At 67.9% G+C, this 15,681-nt stretch carries 19 protein-coding genes; 11 read left to right on the top strand and 8 right to left on the bottom strand.

The annotated features are described in order from the left end of the window. Positions 1-94 precede the first annotated feature (94 nt). Entirely contained in the window at positions 95-307 is a 213-nt protein-coding gene (locus tag E6A26_RS10510) for a helix-turn-helix domain-containing protein (protein ID WP_136611156.1), read from the top strand. A 170-nt stretch (positions 308-477) separates the two neighbouring features. After that, complete coding sequence (locus tag E6A26_RS10505; RefSeq protein ID WP_003792170.1) at positions 478-576, top strand: 30S ribosomal protein bS22; 99 nt, start codon at positions 478-480, stop codon at positions 574-576. 425 nt (positions 577-1,001) lie between these two features. On the opposite strand, the gene E6A26_RS10500 is transcribed toward E6A26_RS10505, so the two are convergent. Beyond that, a complete protein-coding gene (locus tag E6A26_RS10500) occupies positions 1,002-1,811 on the bottom strand; it encodes an HAD family hydrolase (protein ID WP_136611155.1) in 810 nt (269 codons plus the stop codon). Positions 1,812-1,860: 49 nt separating this feature from the next. Here E6A26_RS10500 and E6A26_RS10495 point away from each other — a divergent pair, with 49 nt between their 5' ends. Both E6A26_RS10495 and E6A26_RS10490 read left to right on the top strand, forming a co-directional pair. Beyond that, positions 1,861-2,115: a glutaredoxin family protein gene (locus E6A26_RS10495; RefSeq protein WP_136611154.1), complete on the top strand. Its 255-nt coding sequence runs from the start codon at positions 1,861-1,863 to the stop codon at positions 2,113-2,115. Between the two features lie 113 nt (positions 2,116-2,228). Then, positions 2,229-2,951 (top strand): redox-sensing transcriptional repressor Rex, encoded by a 723-nt coding sequence (locus E6A26_RS10490; RefSeq protein ID WP_136611153.1) that lies wholly within the window; start codon positions 2,229-2,231, stop codon positions 2,949-2,951. A 57-nt stretch (positions 2,952-3,008) separates the two neighbouring features. Here E6A26_RS10490 and E6A26_RS10485 read toward each other — a convergent pair whose 3' ends face one another. From E6A26_RS10485 to E6A26_RS10475, 3 genes are all read right to left on the bottom strand, one after another. Further along, positions 3,009-3,617 (bottom strand): hypothetical protein, encoded by a 609-nt coding sequence (locus E6A26_RS10485; RefSeq protein ID WP_136611152.1) that lies wholly within the window; start codon positions 3,615-3,617, stop codon positions 3,009-3,011. A 91-nt stretch (positions 3,618-3,708) separates the two neighbouring features. Beyond that, positions 3,709-4,578, bottom strand: coding sequence for an MHS family MFS transporter (locus E6A26_RS10480; protein WP_136611151.1), 870 nt, complete (start codon positions 4,576-4,578; stop codon positions 3,709-3,711). Between the two features lie 179 nt (positions 4,579-4,757). Further along, positions 4,758-5,306 (bottom strand): YceI family protein, encoded by a 549-nt coding sequence (locus E6A26_RS10475; protein ID WP_136611150.1) that lies wholly within the window; start codon positions 5,304-5,306, stop codon positions 4,758-4,760. Positions 5,307-5,540: 234 nt separating this feature from the next. On the opposite strand from E6A26_RS10475, the gene E6A26_RS10470 reads away from it, so the two are divergent. From E6A26_RS10470 to ccsB, 5 genes are read left to right on the top strand one after another with little or no spacing between them, the layout of a single operon-like run. Further along, positions 5,541-6,209 (top strand): histidine phosphatase family protein, encoded by a 669-nt coding sequence (locus E6A26_RS10470; protein ID WP_136611149.1) that lies wholly within the window; start codon positions 5,541-5,543, stop codon positions 6,207-6,209. Beyond that, positions 6,210-6,830, top strand: coding sequence for a TlpA family protein disulfide reductase (locus E6A26_RS10465; RefSeq protein WP_136611148.1), 621 nt, complete (start codon positions 6,210-6,212; stop codon positions 6,828-6,830). Position 6,831: 1 nt separating this feature from the next. After that, positions 6,832-7,584 (top strand): cytochrome c biogenesis CcdA family protein, encoded by a 753-nt coding sequence (locus E6A26_RS10460; protein WP_136611147.1) that lies wholly within the window; start codon positions 6,832-6,834, stop codon positions 7,582-7,584. Further along, complete coding sequence (gene resB, locus E6A26_RS10455; RefSeq protein ID WP_136611146.1) at positions 7,584-9,386, top strand: cytochrome c biogenesis protein ResB; 1,803 nt, start codon at positions 7,584-7,586, stop codon at positions 9,384-9,386. Before E6A26_RS10460 ends, resB begins: the two co-directional genes overlap by 1 nt. Continuing rightward, on the top strand, positions 9,386-10,498 hold the full coding sequence (ccsB, locus tag E6A26_RS10450) for a c-type cytochrome biogenesis protein CcsB (RefSeq protein ID WP_136611145.1): 1,113 nt from the start codon (positions 9,386-9,388) through the stop codon (positions 10,496-10,498). The genes resB and ccsB overlap by 1 nt, the downstream gene beginning before the upstream one ends. Before the next feature lie 229 nt (positions 10,499-10,727). On the opposite strand, the gene E6A26_RS10440 is transcribed toward ccsB, so the two are convergent. The 3 genes from E6A26_RS10440 to E6A26_RS10430 form a co-directional block, all read right to left on the bottom strand. Further along, positions 10,728-11,261, bottom strand: coding sequence for a DUF1003 domain-containing protein (locus tag E6A26_RS10440; protein WP_136611144.1), 534 nt, complete (start codon positions 11,259-11,261; stop codon positions 10,728-10,730). Positions 11,262-11,464: 203 nt separating this feature from the next. Next, entirely contained in the window at positions 11,465-12,235 is a 771-nt protein-coding gene (locus E6A26_RS10435) for a carbohydrate ABC transporter permease (protein WP_234865367.1), read from the bottom strand. Between the two features lie 202 nt (positions 12,236-12,437). Next, positions 12,438-13,322, bottom strand: coding sequence for a carbohydrate ABC transporter permease (locus tag E6A26_RS10430; RefSeq protein ID WP_136611264.1), 885 nt, complete (start codon positions 13,320-13,322; stop codon positions 12,438-12,440). A 353-nt stretch (positions 13,323-13,675) separates the two neighbouring features. Here E6A26_RS10430 and E6A26_RS10425 point away from each other — a divergent pair, with 353 nt between their 5' ends. Then, positions 13,676-14,989, top strand: coding sequence for an ABC transporter substrate-binding protein (locus E6A26_RS10425; protein WP_136611142.1), 1,314 nt, complete (start codon positions 13,676-13,678; stop codon positions 14,987-14,989). Between the two features lie 21 nt (positions 14,990-15,010). Here the strand turns inward: E6A26_RS10425 and E6A26_RS10420 are convergent, their stop codons facing one another. Beyond that, positions 15,011-15,274, bottom strand: coding sequence for a PLDc N-terminal domain-containing protein (locus tag E6A26_RS10420; protein WP_136611141.1), 264 nt, complete (start codon positions 15,272-15,274; stop codon positions 15,011-15,013). 25 nt (positions 15,275-15,299) lie between these two features. Between E6A26_RS10420 and E6A26_RS10415 the strand changes: the two genes are divergently transcribed. Then, the gene (locus E6A26_RS10415) at positions 15,300-15,680 is read left to right on the top strand and encodes a DUF4229 domain-containing protein (protein WP_234865349.1); all 381 of its coding nucleotides are present in this window, start codon (positions 15,300-15,302) and stop codon (positions 15,678-15,680) included. Position 15,681 lies beyond the last annotated feature (1 nt).

Genomic DNA, 15,681 nt, shown 5'->3' with positions numbered 1-15,681 from the left:
TAGCTAGCACATGCACAGTGAGGGCACGCAACAACAGTCACGCCGTCGAGCGGGCCTCATGGGGAATGCTTCGACGGCGAGCAAGGAACTGAAGATGGCTGGTTCGGGGGAGTTCGCGAACACACGCTTCCTCACGGTCGCCGAGGTCGCGGAGACGATGCGCGTCTCGAAGATGACGGTGTACCGGCTCGTTCACTCGGGGGAGATGCCCGCGGTGCGCTTCGGCCGTTCTTATCGCGTGCCCGAAGCCGCCGTCGAGGAGTACGTGCGCCGCGCCGCCGTCGACGGGCACAGCGAGACCGCGTAGCCCCGCAGCCTCCGCTGGGCCGGCCGGGACTTTCGGCCGGTCGGTGGCTCGCGCTCAGTGCTGTATCCTGTTCAGGAACGTTTTACGTCACGTCACCAGCAGTTGGTTGCAAGCGGCCCCTCGGGCGCCCCGGCCAGCAGCCCGGGGGCACCAAACCGTTAGGAACTTCTGTGGGTTCGGTTATCAAGAAGCGCCGCAAGCGCATGGCCAAGAAGAAGCACCGCAAGCTGCTTCGCAAGACTCGTCACCAGCGCCGCAACAAGAAGTAGGCGCGCCGCCTCGCATCGAGGCCAACACCGAGGCTCGTTCCCCGCAGAGGGGAGCGGGCCTCGAGTCGTTTCGGGTACGCCAACTCGGCCCTCAGCCTGTTTCGGGTACGCCAACTTCGCTCTCTGGCTGTGTCGGGTACGCCAACTTCGCTGTCTGGCTGTTTCGGGTACGCCAACTTCGCTGTCTGGCTGTTTCGGGTACGCCAACTTCGCTCTCTGGCTGTGTCGGGTACGCCAACTCGAAGCGCAACCAGCTGTACCCGAGATGGGTGTGGGGTGGTTTATCTGTACCCGAGATGGGTGTGGGGTGGTTTATCTGTACCCGAGTTGGGTGTGGGGTGGTTTATCTGTACCCGAGTTGGGTGTGGGGTGGTTTATCTGTACCCGAGTTGGGTGTGGGGTGGTTTATCTGTACCCGAGACGGGTTAGCGGCGGAACCTCGTGTAGCTCCGCCACAAGCCGTAGACCGCGCCGCCCACGGTCGCGAGCTTGAGCCCGAGCGTGGCCGCACGCCGCCCAGCCCGGAAATCGTAGATCGGCCAGTTGTGCGCGTTCGCGTGGTGCCGCAGCCGGGCGTCCGGGTTGATCGCCACGGGATGCCCCACGAGGCTCAGCAGCGGGATGTCGTTGTGCGAGTCCGAATACGCCCAGCATCGCGCGAGGTCGAGCCCCTCCCGCTCTGCGAGCTCGGCGACGGCGTGCGCCTTGGCTTTGCCGTGCAGGATCTCGCCGACGAGCCGCCCGGTGTACGCGCCGTCCTCGATCTCGCCGACCGTGCCGAGCGCGCCCGTGAGTCCGAGCCGCTCTGAGATCACGGACGCGACCTCGATGGGCGTCGCCGTCACGAGCCACACCCGACGCCCGACCCGTAGATGCTGCTCAGCAAGCGCCTTCGCGCCGGGCCAGATGCGCGATTCGATCATCTCGTCGTAGACCTCGTAGCCCACGGTCGCGATCTCCTCGACCCGAATCCCGGCTGCGAGCGAGAGCGCGGAAACCTTGACCGACTCGACGTCGGCGAGGTTCTCGCCGCGCACCAGGAACGTGAACTGCTTCCACGCGAAGCCCGCGGCGTCACGGAGCGTGAACGCGCCGCGTTCGTACATCTTGCGGCCCACGTGGAACAGGCTCGCACCGCGCATGAGGGTGTTGTCGACGTCGAAGAACGCGGCCTCGGTGGGCCTCGCCTGCGGGAGTGGTCGCGCCGGCACGGGCACGGTCTTCTCGGCAGGCATGTTCCGAGTCTAGTCATTCCCACAGCGTGGGCCGCGTTACCGTTGTGGCATGCGGACTCCCGAGATCGTCCTGGTCACTCGCCGCGAGTGCCACCTGTGCGAGGCGGCGCGGGAGGTCGTGGCGCGGGTCGCGGCGGACGCAGGCCTTGGGTGGACGGAGCGCCAGACGGACGACGACGCCGACCTCGCCGAGCGCTTCGCCGAGGAGGTCCCGGTCGTGCTGGTCGACGGCGTCCAGCGGGACTTCTGGCGGATCGACGAGGCGCGCCTGCGCCGAACCGTCGCGGCCGCGGCGCAGGGCTGAGCCCGGTGTCGGCGCGGGTTTTTGGCGGCGTGGGGCGGCGGTCCTAGAGTGATTCCGGCCGGCATGATCATGCGGCGCGCCGGACGGCGCCCGCCGACGGGGAGGAGTGCTCCGTGACCTCTCAACCGAAGTCGCCCAGCGACGCCCCCGCCGTGCCGCCCGCCAAGCGGCTGCCGAGCGCCGTCGTCGCCCGTCTGACCATCTATCTGCGGGCGCTCAACGGCTTCGTTGCGGAGGCAGTGGAGCGCGTCTCCTCCGAGGAGCTCGCCGAGGCCTCCGGGGTGAGTTCGGCGACGCTGCGGAAGGACCTCTCCCAGCTCGGTTCGTATGGGACGCGCGGCGTCGGCTACGAGGTCGACAACCTCCTGCAGCACCTCTCGGCCGCGCTGGGCCTCACGCGCGACTGGCGCGTGGCGATCGTCGGCGCCGGAAACCTGGGCCGCGCGCTCGCGCGGTACGGCGGCTTCGAGACGCGCGGGTTCGAGGTGGTCGCGCTCCTCGACACGGATCCGCAGCTCATCGGCAACGAAGTCGGATGGCTCCGCGTGACGGATGCGGTCAACCTCGAGGCGATCTTCCGCCGGACTCGCGCAAACATGGCGGTGCTCGCCCTGCCGGGATCCGCGGCGCAGATCGCGTGCGATCGCGTGGTGGCGGCCGGGGTGCGCAGCATCCTGAGCTTCGCGCCGGCGATCCTGCAGGTGCCGGCGGGCGTGACGCTCCGGAAGGTGGACATGGCCACCGAGCTGCAGATCCTCGCGTACCACGCCCAGCGCGGCGAGGCCGGCGGCCAGACCGGGGAGAACGCCCTCGGCGAGCCCGCCGAGGGCACATAACTGCCGTCTGCCGTCGCCGCTACCCACAACGCCCGCGGGTGGGGGACCCGTTGGGCCCTACCGGCGATAGCCCGAGCGGGCCGCCCTCGACATCGCGAAGAAGTAGTTCGAGGCAGGGAGCCAGATGAGCACGATGATCGTCACCCAGGCGGCCAGCTGAAGGATCGAGAGGATCGAGCTGCCTACCGGCGATTCGCCCATCCGCGCGTACTGCGCGCTTGCGTAGGTGGGCGCTGCGAGCAGGAACACGTAGCCAATGAGCGTCGTCGCGGTCATGATGCCCGCCAGCACCGTGAGCACGATCCGGACCCAATTCCGGCCGGTCCAGATGCCCAGTCCGATCAGGATCGTGACGGCCGCGACGATGAGCACGATGATCCACACGGCCGGGATCATGATCGAGATGATCTGCTCGGCGAATCCGGCGGGAAGGTTCCTTCGCGACTGGACCGGCATCTGCGCGAGGCCGGCATATACCCCGTTGCTCACGTACTGCATCTGGAACGGCAGAGCGATCAGCGGGAGGACAGCCAGGACGACGATGCCCCAGAACGCCACCTTGACGGTCGCGGGCCGCTCGACCCGGGGCGGCGGCGGGGTCATGACGGGGAACGAACCGGTGGGGAGCTGGCTCGGCCACGGTCCGGAATAGCGGCTATCGGACATGCTGCTGCCTCTCGTGCGGGTCTTTTGTTGGCCGGGTTGCTGAATCGCTGGGTCGCTGAATCGCCGGGTTGCTGGCGGGCTGCCGGACGCCCTACCGGCCGTACGGGTTGCCGAACGACTGCGGCGGATCGGTGTACGGGTTCGCGAACGTGTTCTGCCCGGCGATGAAGGCGGAGACGGTGCCGCGGAACAGCATGACGATCGTCACGATTGCGAGCGCGACCGTGACCAGCGCGAAGAGGCCCGAGGAGAGGAAGCTCAGCACCGTGAGGCACAGGAAGATGGTTCCGAGGATGCGGGACCAGCGGCGTCCCCTGCGCAGGAACACGGCGCAGAGCACGAGGATGGCCGCATTGACGAGGGCGCCGACGAACACGATCCAGAGGACGGTGATGACGATCCGGTGGAAGTCTTCGAACGTCATGCCAGTGCCGCGCGTGCTGGTCTGCTGATCGAACATGGTCTGGAGGTCGGCGGTGCTGTTCATCGCCGCCATCAGGCCGACAATCGCAAGCACGACCTCGACCGCCGCCGTGGCGATGAGAAGCCAGAAGGCCACGTTGACCCCGGACTGCTGGGCGGCGGCGCCCGGCGTCGGCGCGCCGTACTGGGGCTGGCCGTACTGGCTTCCGGGGCCGTACTGGGACTGACCGTACTGGGACTGGCCATATTGGGGCTGGCCGTACTGGGGTTGGCCGTATTGCCCGCCGCCCTGCCCGTACTGCGGCTGCTGCCCGTACTGGGGAGGGAGGGCCTGCCCGTACTGCGGCGGCTGGCCCTGTGCGGGCTGGCCGTACCGGGGCGGCTCACCCTGCTGAGGCTGCTGCTGACCGTAAGGAGGGTTGCCGGCCTGCGGCTCGTGGCCGGGTGCGTATTGGCCGTACTTGGGTGCCGGACGAGGGCTCTCCGGCTCGTGGGGCGCAGGGTTCTGCGGCTCTTCGGGCTGTTGGGGCGTGCTCATCTGGCTTCCTCCGGTCGGCTCCGCGGAGCGGACCTGACTGTCCTGCCCCCGCACTGCTCACCATACCGGCATAGCCCCCGCAATCGCTGGGAACTTCGCCCCAATTTCACGATCAAAAAGGACGCGGCGCCGGCCCGGGAATCCCGGACCGGCGCCGCGTCGTGGCGGAGCCGAGAGGCTCAGGCCTGGGGCGCGGTGAACGCGAGGTCGAGCGTGATGACGACCTTGTCGCTCACCAGCACGCCGCCCGTCTCGAGCATCGCGTTCCAGGTGAGGCCGAACTCCTTGCGGGAGATCGTGGTCTCGCCGGCAAGGCCCGCGCGGGTGGTGCCGAACGGGTCGACGGCCACGCCGTTGAACTCGGTCTCGATGGTGACCTGCTGGGTCACGCCCTTGATCGTGAGGTCGCCCGTGACGTCATAGGACTCGCCGTTGTGCTCGATGGCGGTCGAGACGAACGTCATCTCCGGGAACTCCTCGACGTCGAAGAAGTCGGCGCCCTTGACGTGGCCGTCGCGGTTGGCGTCGCCCGAGTCGAAGGACGCGGTCTTGACGCTCGCGTTGACGTGGGTCTCGGCGAGGCTGTGGCCGACGTTGACCGTGCCGGCCGCGTCGGTGAAGCGTCCACGGACCTTGCTGATGCCCGCGTGGCGCACGGTGAAGGCGATGTCGCTGTGCGCGATGTCGAGGGTCCAGATACCGGGGGTGATGCCAGAAGGAACGGTCATGGGGATCTCCTTGAGGGTGGAGGGAGTTCAAGTCGAAATGATTGAAGTATCAATCAACATGGCCATGCTATCCATGCAAATGCATGTTCCACCACCCCTTGTGGCGGAATTCACAGGGAACTTTCGGGATCGGCGAGTAGTTCTACTGCCCGTAGAATGAGGATGCGGGGGCCACGTCCCTTCCCACTCCGGACGATTTCGCCGCGGCCTCCCACATTTGAGAAACTGGATGCCATGCCTTCTTCCACCGTCCATCTGCTGCGTCACGGCGAGGTCCACAACCCCGCCGGCGTGCTCTACGGCCGGCTCCCGGAGTTCCACCTCTCCGAGCGCGGCCGGCAGATGGCGGAGTGCGTCGCCGAGCACTTCGCGCAGCAAGCGCACGACGGCGCCCGGATCGTCCTGCTGGCGGCCTCGCCTCTGACGCGGGCCCAGGAGACGGCCGCCCCGACGGGGGCCGCCCTCGGGCTCGACGTCGCGACGGAGCCGCGCATCATCGAGGCGGAGAACCACTTCGAGGGCCTCAAGGTGAACCCGCGCGAGCTCGCGAAGCCGCGGCACTGGCCGTATCTCCTCAATCCGCTCCGTCCCTCGTGGGGCGAGCCGTACGAGGCTCAGGCGGCCCGCGTCCTCGCCGCAGTCGTCGACGCGGCCCGCGCCGCCGTCGAACGTGGGGGAGACGGCGCGCAGGCGATCCTCGTGGCCCACCAGCTTCCCATCTGGACGGCCCGGCTCAAGTCGGAGGGCCGCCCGCTGTGGCACGACCCCCGCAAGCGCGAGTGCACGCTCGCCTCGCTCACGAGCCTCACGGTCGATTCCGCGACCGGCGCCGTCATCTCTGTCCGGTACACCGAGCCCGCCGCCGCCCTGCTCCCGGGCGCAGCGACCACTCCGGGGGCCTGAATGCCAGACTCAGCCGATCCCACGCGCCGCGGCGTCCTGGCCCTCGCCGCCCTCGCGCTGCCCGCGGCCGCGCTCTCGGCCGTGGGCCTGTCCGGCTGCGCGGCGAGCGATCCGCTCGCGTCGCAGGCCCGCGCCGGCGACAACAAGAACTACGTGGCCGGCGACGGCTCCGTGACGGAGTACGCGAAGGACTCGCGCAAGCCGCCCGTCTCGTTCAAGGGAACGCTCTACGACGGCAAGGCCGTGGACTCGACCTCGTTCGCAGGCCACGTCACGGTGCTCAACTTCTGGTTCGCGGCCTGCGCGCCGTGCCGCGTCGAGGCACCGTCGCTCAAGCAGCTTTCCGACGAGTACGCGCCGAAGGGCGTCGTCTTCTACGGCGTGAACCTGCGCGACGAGAAGGGCACCGCGGACGCGTTCGAGCAGAACTTCGGCATCGCGTACCCGAGCTTCAACGACCAGGACGGTCGCGTGCTCCTCGCGGTCTCCGGCATGGTCCCGCCGGGCGCCGTCCCGACCACGCTCGTGCTTGACAAGCAGGGCCGTGTCTCCGCGCGCATCCTCGGCGAACTCGACAAGAGCACGCTCAAGGCCCTCATCGACACGGCGGCGGCCGAATAGCGTGGGCGCGAACAGCTTCAGCGACGCCGTCCTCAACGGCTCCCTCCTCATCGCGGTGCCGGTAGCGCTCCTGGCCGGAATCGTCTCGTTCCTCTCGCCCTGCGTCCTCCCGCTTGTCCCGGGCTACCTCGGGTACGTCACGGGGCTCACCGGCGTGGACCTCGAGAAGCAGAAGCGGGGCCGCATGGTCGCGGGGATCGGGCTGTTCGTGCTCGGATTCACGGTGGTCTTCGTCGCCACGGGCGCGGTGTTCGGCCAGCTCGGTCAATGGCTCGCCACGTCCCAGACGTGGCTCACGCGCGTGCTGGGCATCGTCGTCGTCCTCATGGGCATCGTGTTCATGGGCGGGCTCGGGATCTTCCAGCGCGAGGCGCGGGTCCATGCCAAGCCGCGTGCCGGCCTCTGGGGCGCGCCGCTGCTCGGGGTGACGTTCGGGCTCGGCTGGGTGCCGTGCATCGGGCCGACGCTCGCCTCGGTCCAGTTGCTGGCCTTCACGGACGGTCCGACCGCCTACAAGGGCGCGTTCCTGACGTTCGTGTACTGCCTCGGCCTGGGCGTGCCGTTCCTCCTCATCGCCCTCGCGTTCCGGCGCGGCATGGGCGCACTCAAATTCTTCAAGAAGCACCGGAGGGCTCTGCAGGTCTTCGGCGGAGGCATGCTGATCCTCATCGGCGTGCTGATCGTCTCGGGCGTGTGGAGCCATTGGATTTCGCAGCTGCAGCTGTGGATCGGAACCGTGAGGCCGCCCATCTGATGAGCCTGAAGACCCAGAACCAGAAGCCCAAGAAGCGGCGCAACGGCCTTCGCGACGACGTCGCCGTGCCCGCCCTCGGGGTCCTCGGCATGCTCCGCTGGGCGTGGACCCAGCTCACGAGCATGCGCACGGCGCTGTTCCTGCTTCTGCTCCTTGCGGTAGCCGCGGTGCCGGGCTCACTCTTCCCGCAGCGGCCCGTCAACCCCGCGGTCGTCACGCAGTACCTCAAGGACCACGCGGACTACGGGCCGATCCTCGACAAGCTCCAGATGTTCGACGTCTATTCGTCCGTCTGGTTCTCCGCCATCTACCTCCTGCTCTTCATCTCGCTCATCGGCTGCGTGATCCCGCGGGCGATCGCGCACTGGAAGGCCTGGCGGTCGAAGCCGCCGCGCACGCCCGCGCGGCTCTCGCGCCTGCCGGTCTACGGCGCGCTCGTGGTCCCGTCGGACCAGGCGCTGGGCGCCGAGGAGGCCGCGAAGCAGGCGGCAGCGCTCCTCAGGAAGCGCGGCTACCGCGTCGACCTGCGGCCGGCGGCGAAGGACGACGACGGCGCAGGCACCTCGGGTGCGGCCGGCACCGCTGCGGCTGGCACCCCTGCGGCCGGCACCTCAGCACCCACCGGCACGGCACCGGTCCGCGCGGCACTCGCGTCCATCGGCGCCGAGCGCGGCTACATCAAGGAACTCGGCAACCTGTGCTTCCACAGCGGGCTCGTCGGGGTGCTCATCTCGGTCGCGATCGGCGGCCTCTTCGGGTACAGCGGGCAGCGCACGCTCGTCGAGGGGGACACGTTCGTGAACACCCTCGTGGGCTACGACCAGTTCAACCCCGGCACGAACTTCCAGTCCTCGTGGCTCGAGCCGTACTCGCTTCAGCTCGACAAGTTCGATGTCCGCTACGACCGCGAGTCGGCCCAGCACTTCGGCCAGCCGCTCGACTTCACGGCGCACCTCACCACGAAGGATTCGCCGGACTCCGCCGCGAAGCAGCAGGACCTCAAGGTCAACGACCCCGTTAACATCGGCGGCACGGACGTGTACCTCGTGGGCAACGGCTACGCCCCGGTCGTCACGGTCCGCGGCGGCGACGGCAAGATCGCGTACCAGGGCCCCATCCCGTCCATCCCGACGGACACGGTCTACACCTCGACGATCGTCGTCAAAGCCCCGGATGCGAAGCCCACGCAGCTCGGCTTCGTCGGCTTCTTCCTCCCGACGGCGGTCGTGGGCCACGACGGCGTCTCCTACAGCGCCGACCCCGATCCGCTCAAGCCGCAGCTGAGCCTCAACTCCTACGTGGGCGATCTGGGCCTGGACAAGGGCACGCCGCAGAACGTGTACGCGCTCGACGTCGCGAAGCTCAAGCAGGTCAACGGGCGCGACCTTCCGGCGAAGGGCATCGTGCTCGACGCGGGCCAGTCCTACTCGCTCCCCGACGGGCAGGGGTCCATCAGCTTCGACGGCCTCAAGCGCTACGTGGCCCTCGACATCCATCACAACCCGGGTCAGGAGTACGCGCTGATCTTCGCGCTGTTCTCGCTCGCGGGCCTCATCTGCTCGCTCTTCGTGCCGCGCCGCCGCCTGTGGCTGCGCTTCGGCGACCACGAAGACGGCCGCACCATGATCGAGTACGGGCTCCTGGCCCGCGGCGAGGACCACGGGCTCGCCGCGGAGGGCCGGTCCGTGCGCTCCGCACTCGCGAAGGCGTGGGACCTGCCGGAGCAGGAGTCGCCTGAACAGGGAGCGTCCAGACAGAAGGCGCACAATAAGACTCAGTCAACTTCAGGGAAGGGCCTGTGATGGGACCCATCAACCAGACGCTCGGCGCCTACAGCGAGCTCTTCATGCTCCTTGCTGCGGGTACGTACGTCATCGCGTTCCTCGCCTTCGCGTGGGACATGGCCACGAGCGGCAAGACCGCTCAGGAGGACGCGACGCGCCTCGCGGAGGCCAAGTCGGAGGGCAAGTCCTCCGCCAAGGTGCCCGCGATGTCGGGTGCCGCCGCGGAGGGCCCGGGCGGCCCGAACTCGGGCATCTCGGCCACGGCGGGAGGCGCGAACGACGGCGGAAGCCGGGTTTCGCCGTCGTCCGCGGTTGCCGCCCGGGTCGCCAGAGTGGCCGATGCCGGCCTCACGTACACGTCGCGCCGCGCTGCCGCGCGCGTCGGGGTGGCGCTCAGCATCCTCGGCCTCGTCATCCACGCGGCGGGCGTCGTGACGCGCGGCGTCGCCGCCGGGCGCGTGCCGTGGGGCAACATGTACGAGTTCTGCACCACGGGTGCGTTCCTTGTGGTCGCGGTGTTCCTCATCGTGCTCATCCGGCGCGACCTGCGCTTCCTCGGCACGTTCGTCCTGGGCCTCGCCGTGGTCATGATGGTGGCCGCGGCCGTCGCGTTCTGGACGCCCGTCGGGCACCTGGTCCCCGCGCTCCAGAGCTACTGGCTCGTGATCCACGTCTCGATCGCCGTGCTCTCCTCGGCCCTGTTCACGCTCACGTTCTCGATGGGCGTCCTGCAGCTCCTCCAGTCGCGCCGCGAGGGCAAGATCGCCGCGGGCGAGCTCGACAAGGGCGGGTTCATGGGCCTCGTGCCGAGCGCGCTCACGCTCGAGACGCTCTCCTACCGGATCAACACGATCGCATTCGTCGGGTGGACGCTCACCGTCATGTTCGGCTCGATCTGGGCCGAGAAGGCGTGGGGCCGGTTCTGGGGCTGGGACACCAAGGAAGTCTGGAGCTTCGTCATCTGGGTCGTCTACGCGGCCTACCTCCACGCCCGCGCGACGCGTGGCTGGACCGGAACGCGCGCGGCGTGGCTCTCGATCGTGGGCTACCTGTGCGTGGTCTTCAACTTCACGGTCGTGAACATCTACTTCTCGGGCCTGCACTCGTACGCGGGCGTCAGCGCGGGCTGACGTCTCGGCGGATGTGAGAAGGGGAGGCCTCCTGCGGGAGGACTCCCCTTCTTGCTGTCTGGGCTTGCTGTTGATCTCGCGGTTTGGTCTTGCGGTCTGGGGGGAGCTACCGGCCGATCTGGCCGGGCGTGACCATCACGGGACCCGGTACTTGAATCCGACGTGCGAGGCTACGAACCCGAGCCGCTCGTAGAAGCGGCTCGGGTTCGTACGAGCGGCGCCAGACGATTCAACTCGTGGGCCGCCCGTCGTCGGACGTCGGCGCGCTCACGGCCTGGCCGTTGGCCGCCTGCCGCGCCTGCACGTCGGCGAGCACGCGGGAATGGATCTCCTCGGAGAGCAGATGGATCACCCGCGTGAGCTCGGTGTTCTCGGTCAGGAGCGTGTCCTGGGCCTGGAAGTCGCGATCGGCCTTGGCCTGCTGGAATGCCGCCTGCCGGTTCTGCCCGATCATCACGAAGGTCGAGAGGAAGATCGCCTCAAGCGAGACGATGAGCGTCAGAGTGGGCCATGGCGAGGGCTCGATCCACAGCATCCAGACCGCGAACAGCACGATGTGGATGTAGACGAACCACATCGAGCCGGCGAAGGCCGTGATCGCGTCCGCGATCCGCAGCTGGATGCTCGCCGCGCGATGCTCGGCCTCCGCGAGAACGGTGGGGTGGACCGCGCTGAGATCGGCTCGTTTCAGCAGGAGCCGGGGGCGAAGGTGGGGAATCGGATGCTTCACGTTGGCAGTGGTGGCGCTGGCAGCCTGGGTCATCGAGGTCTCCGGGGTGTGCGGCAGGCCGTTCCCGCCGTTCTACGAACTGAGACTAGGGCCTGTGGCCGCGGCATGGGCGCAGATCTCCGCGAGGACCCGCCCAGGGGGACCGTTGGGCACCGGCCAGCGCCATGGCGAACGGCGGCCGGCTTCCCCTGAAGCCGGCCGCCGTGGGCGCGTCCGCCAGACGCGGTGCGGATGGCCTACTTGATGCCGGTCGTGGCGATGCCCTTGACGAGGAACCGCTGGCCCACGAGGAAGGCGATGAACACGGGAAGGAGCGAGACCACGGACATCGCGAACATCGCGCCCCAGTCCGTGCTGGACTGGGCGTCGACGAACGCGCGCAGGGCCACGGGGACCGTGAACACGTCGGGTGACGTCAGGTAGATGAGCTGGCTGAAGAAGTCGCTCCACGTCCAGATGAACGTGAAGATCGTCGTCGTGGCGAGCGCGGGCGTCATGAGCGGCAGGATGACGCGCAGGAAGATCCTGGGGTGCCCGGCGCCGTCGATCCGTGCGGCCTCGTCGAGTTCGCGGGGGATGCCGCGGATGAACTGGACCATGAGGAACACGAAGAACGCGTCCGTGGCGAGGAGCTTCGGCACGATGAGCGGAGCGAATGTGTTGATCCAGCCGATCTGCGTGAACAGGATGTACTGCGGCACGATGATGACGTGGATGGGCAGCATGATCGTGATGAGCATGGCCCCGAACATCCACTTCTTGCCCGAGAACTCGAGTCTTGCGAACGCGTACGCCGTCATGGAGCAGGAGACGAGGTTGCCCACGATCGCGCCCAGGACCACGATGGTCGAGTTCAGCAGGTAGGTGCCGAACGGGGAGGTGAGCGCGTTCCAGCCGTTCGCGTAGTTCTCCGGGTGGGCCTCGGTGAGCCGGAGTCCCGGTGCCCGGAAGACGTCGTCGCTCGGTCGGAACGAGGAGACTGCCATCCACAGCAGCGGGTAGATCATCACGATGGCCGTGACGATGAGGATCGCGTGCTTGCCGAGGCTGCGCAGGCGTCCCCGGGCGGTGAAGGTCGGGTCGCCTTGGGGGAGCAGGCGACGGCGGGGTGAGACAGGGCCGCTGCGCGCCGAGGGGCGGCCGACGACGGCGGGAGACTCGGCCGTGGCCGACGTACGGAGCGCTGTGGTCGGGCCGTGCGGGGCTGCTTCAGTCGTCATAGAACACCCAGAATTTCGATGCGTAGAAGTTGATGGCGGTGAAGGCCCCGACGATCACGACGAGGACCCAGGCCATGGCCGAGGCGTAGCCCATGTCGAACTGGCCGAAGCCGCGCTGGTACAGGTAGAGCGTGAAGAACATCGTCGAGTCGGACGGCCCGCCGCTTCCGCCGGAGACGATGAACGCCTGCGTGAAGGACTGGAACGCGCCGATGATCTGCAGCACGAGGTTGAAGAAGATGATTGGGCTCAGCAGGGGGAGCGTGATCTTGAAGAATCGCGTGGCTCGGCCGGCGCCGTCGACGGCCGCCGCCTCGTAGTACATCGAGGGGATCTGGCGCAGCCCCGCGAGGAAGATGATCATGGGGGAGCCGAACGTCCACACGTGCAGCAGGATGATGCTGCCGAGGGCCGTGCTCGGGTCCGAGATCCAGCCCGGACCGTGAATGCCGAAGAACGCCAGGATCTGGTTGACCAGGCCCGAGGTCCCGAACATCTGCTTCCACAGGATCGCCACGGCCACTGACGAGCCGAGCAGCGAGGGCAGGTAGAACACCGAGCGGTAGAACGCGAGCCCCTTGAGTCCCTTGTCGAGGGCCAGGGCCACGGCAAGCGCGAGGGCGAGCTGGAGCGGGACTCCGACCACGACGTACGTGAGGGTCACGCCGAGGGAGTTCCAGAAGCGCTCGTCGCCGAACATGCGCGTGAAGTTGTCCACCCCGATCCAGTTGGGATCCTGGATGAGGTTGTAGTCCGTGAAGGACAGGTACAGGGACATGAGCATGGGGCCGACCGTGATGGCCACGAGGCCCACCATCCACGGCGCGAGGAAGATGAACGCGGCCTTGTTGTCCTTTGGCCGGCGCTGCTTCATGGCCCCCTTGCCACGGTCCGCGCCGGCCTCTCTACCTGCGGTTGACTTCTTCCCGAGGCTGCCCAGCTCCGCGAGCGCGCTCACGGGGTGAATCCGTTCAGAGTGAATCCATTCACAGGGGCGGGCAGGGTTCTGAGCGCGAGTGCCGCGTGTTGTTCGGACACGGAGTGACCTCCTTTGGTCGGAATGCGCTTTCACAGCAAGATAGGGCCCACTGCTCCGGCCGTCAAGGCCTTGATATTGCAGGTGGAATGCGTTTTCCTTGGACCTTGACGGCTGGTGTGACCTCGGACATACTCAGCGAATCAGAAACCGATTTCTCGGTCAACCGTTCGTTCAACATTGGAGAGACGATGACGACTCTGACGCGCCGCTCAGCACTCAAGGTGTTCGCGGGCACCGCGGCAGTGGGCCTACTGGCTGGCTGCGGCACCGGCGGAGGAAGCAAGAACGCCGACGGATCTGTGACGCTCCGCTTCACGTGGTGGGGCAATGACGTCCGCAACAAGCAGACGCAGCAGGTCATCGACGCCTTCCAGAAGGCCCACCCGAACATCAAGATCCAGGCCGAGCCCGGCGTCTGGTCAGGCTATTGGGACAAGCTCGCCACGCAGACCGCGGCCAACGACGCCCCTGACGTGATCCAGATGGACCTCGCCTACATCGCAGAGTACGGCGGGCGCGGAGCCCTCCTCGACCTCTCGAAGCAGAAGGCCCTCGACCTCTCGGCCTTCGACTCGAACACGCTCTCGGCGGGGCAGTACAACAACAAGCTCTACGGCGTCAGCACGGGCCAGAACGCGCTGGGCATCTTCGCGAACGTGAAGGTCTTCCAGGCCGCCGGGGTGGCCATCCCCGACGACTCGAAGTGGACGTGGGACGACTACATCAAGACCGCCGCCGCCCTCGCGGCCGGCGCGTCGAAGGGCGGCACGAACTACGGCGCCTCCTACGGCATCACCGACCAGACCCTGAGCATCTGGCTCCGCCAGCGCGGCGAGCAGCTCTACACCTCGGACGGGGCCACCGGCTTCACCGTGGACGGCGTGGCCTCCTTCATGGCGTTCCAGAAGAAGCTCCTCGACGCCAAGGCGGCACCGCCGGCCAGCGTCGCGCAGGAGGACGTCAACGCCGCCGTCGAGCAGACTCTCGCTGCGACCAACAAGACGGGCATGTCCTTCTGGTGGACCAACCAGCTCGGTGCGCTGTCCAAGGCGGCCGGTACGGACTTCAAGATCCTCCGGGTCCCGAGCCAGGACGGCAAGCCCCAGGACGACGGCCTGTTCTACAAGCCCTCGATGTACTGGTCGGCGTCCTCCCGCACAAAGCACCCGGAGGAGGTCGCGACGTTCATCGACTACCTCGTCAACAGCACCGACGTGGCCAAGGTGATCACCACCGAGCGCGGCTTCTCCACGTCGTCGAAGATTCAGGACGCCATCAAGCCGCTGCTGACCCCGACTGACAAGAGCGCGCTGGACTTCCTCACCCAGATCAAGCCCGAACTCGGCCAGGCGCCGGCCGTTCCGCCGGTCGGTTCGAGCAAGGTGGGCGACGCGCTCCTGCGCCGCCAGACGGATGTCCTGTTCGGCCGCGCCGACGCCCAGGCCGCGGCGGCCGCGTTCAAGAGCGACGCGGACAACCTCATCAAGAACGCCAAGAAGTAGGCCCCCGGGCCCTGCAGAAAGTCAGAGGCCGTGCAGGAAGTCGGGGTCGTCGTCCGGAGCCATGGGGCGGCGACCCCGCGTCCCGCCTGACGTGGGGGGCGCGGTGTGCCGCGGGTGGCCGAAGACGAACCAGAGGGTCGTGCCGATGACGGGGAGCACCGTGATGAGGAACCAGGCGGTCTTCGACAGGCCGCCGCGGATGCGGTCCGGATCGGCCATCGCGCAGTCCACCATGCCGTAGAGCCACGCGGCGAGGATGGCGATGGCGGGCACGAGGCGGAGCATAGGTCTATTTTAGTAGACTTGAGCGGTGGCGTTCCTGAAGTACACCCTCCTCCGTGCGGCCCTGTTCGTGGTGCCGTTCGTCGTCTTCCTGCTGCTCGGGATCGGGGGTGTGCTCTCGGCCGTCTACGCCGCGGTCATCGCCTTCGCAGTGAGCTTCCTGTTCCTCAACCGGCAGCGGAACGCCGCCGCGGGGGACGTCCGCGACGTCTTCGGCGGCCGCAAGGAGGTGCGCACCTCCCAGGAGAAGGAGGACGCGGAGATCGAGGACTCGTTCGATGAGGCGCGCCGCGCCGACGACGAGTACCCCGAGGTCTACCGCGACGACGAGGCTACGGCCCCGGAAGAGGCCCACAAGGCCGAGTTCGGCAAGGGCCAGCCCGGCGGGAACCAGGCCAAGGGCGCGTGAG

The sequence above is a fragment of the Sinomonas albida genome (assembly GCF_004919045.1).
In the GTDB taxonomy this organism is placed as follows: Bacteria; Actinomycetota; Actinomycetes; order Actinomycetales; family Micrococcaceae; genus Sinomonas; species Sinomonas albida.
Note: the sequence above shows the minus strand (reverse complement) of the source record. Positions and strands in the feature narration are given on the sequence as shown.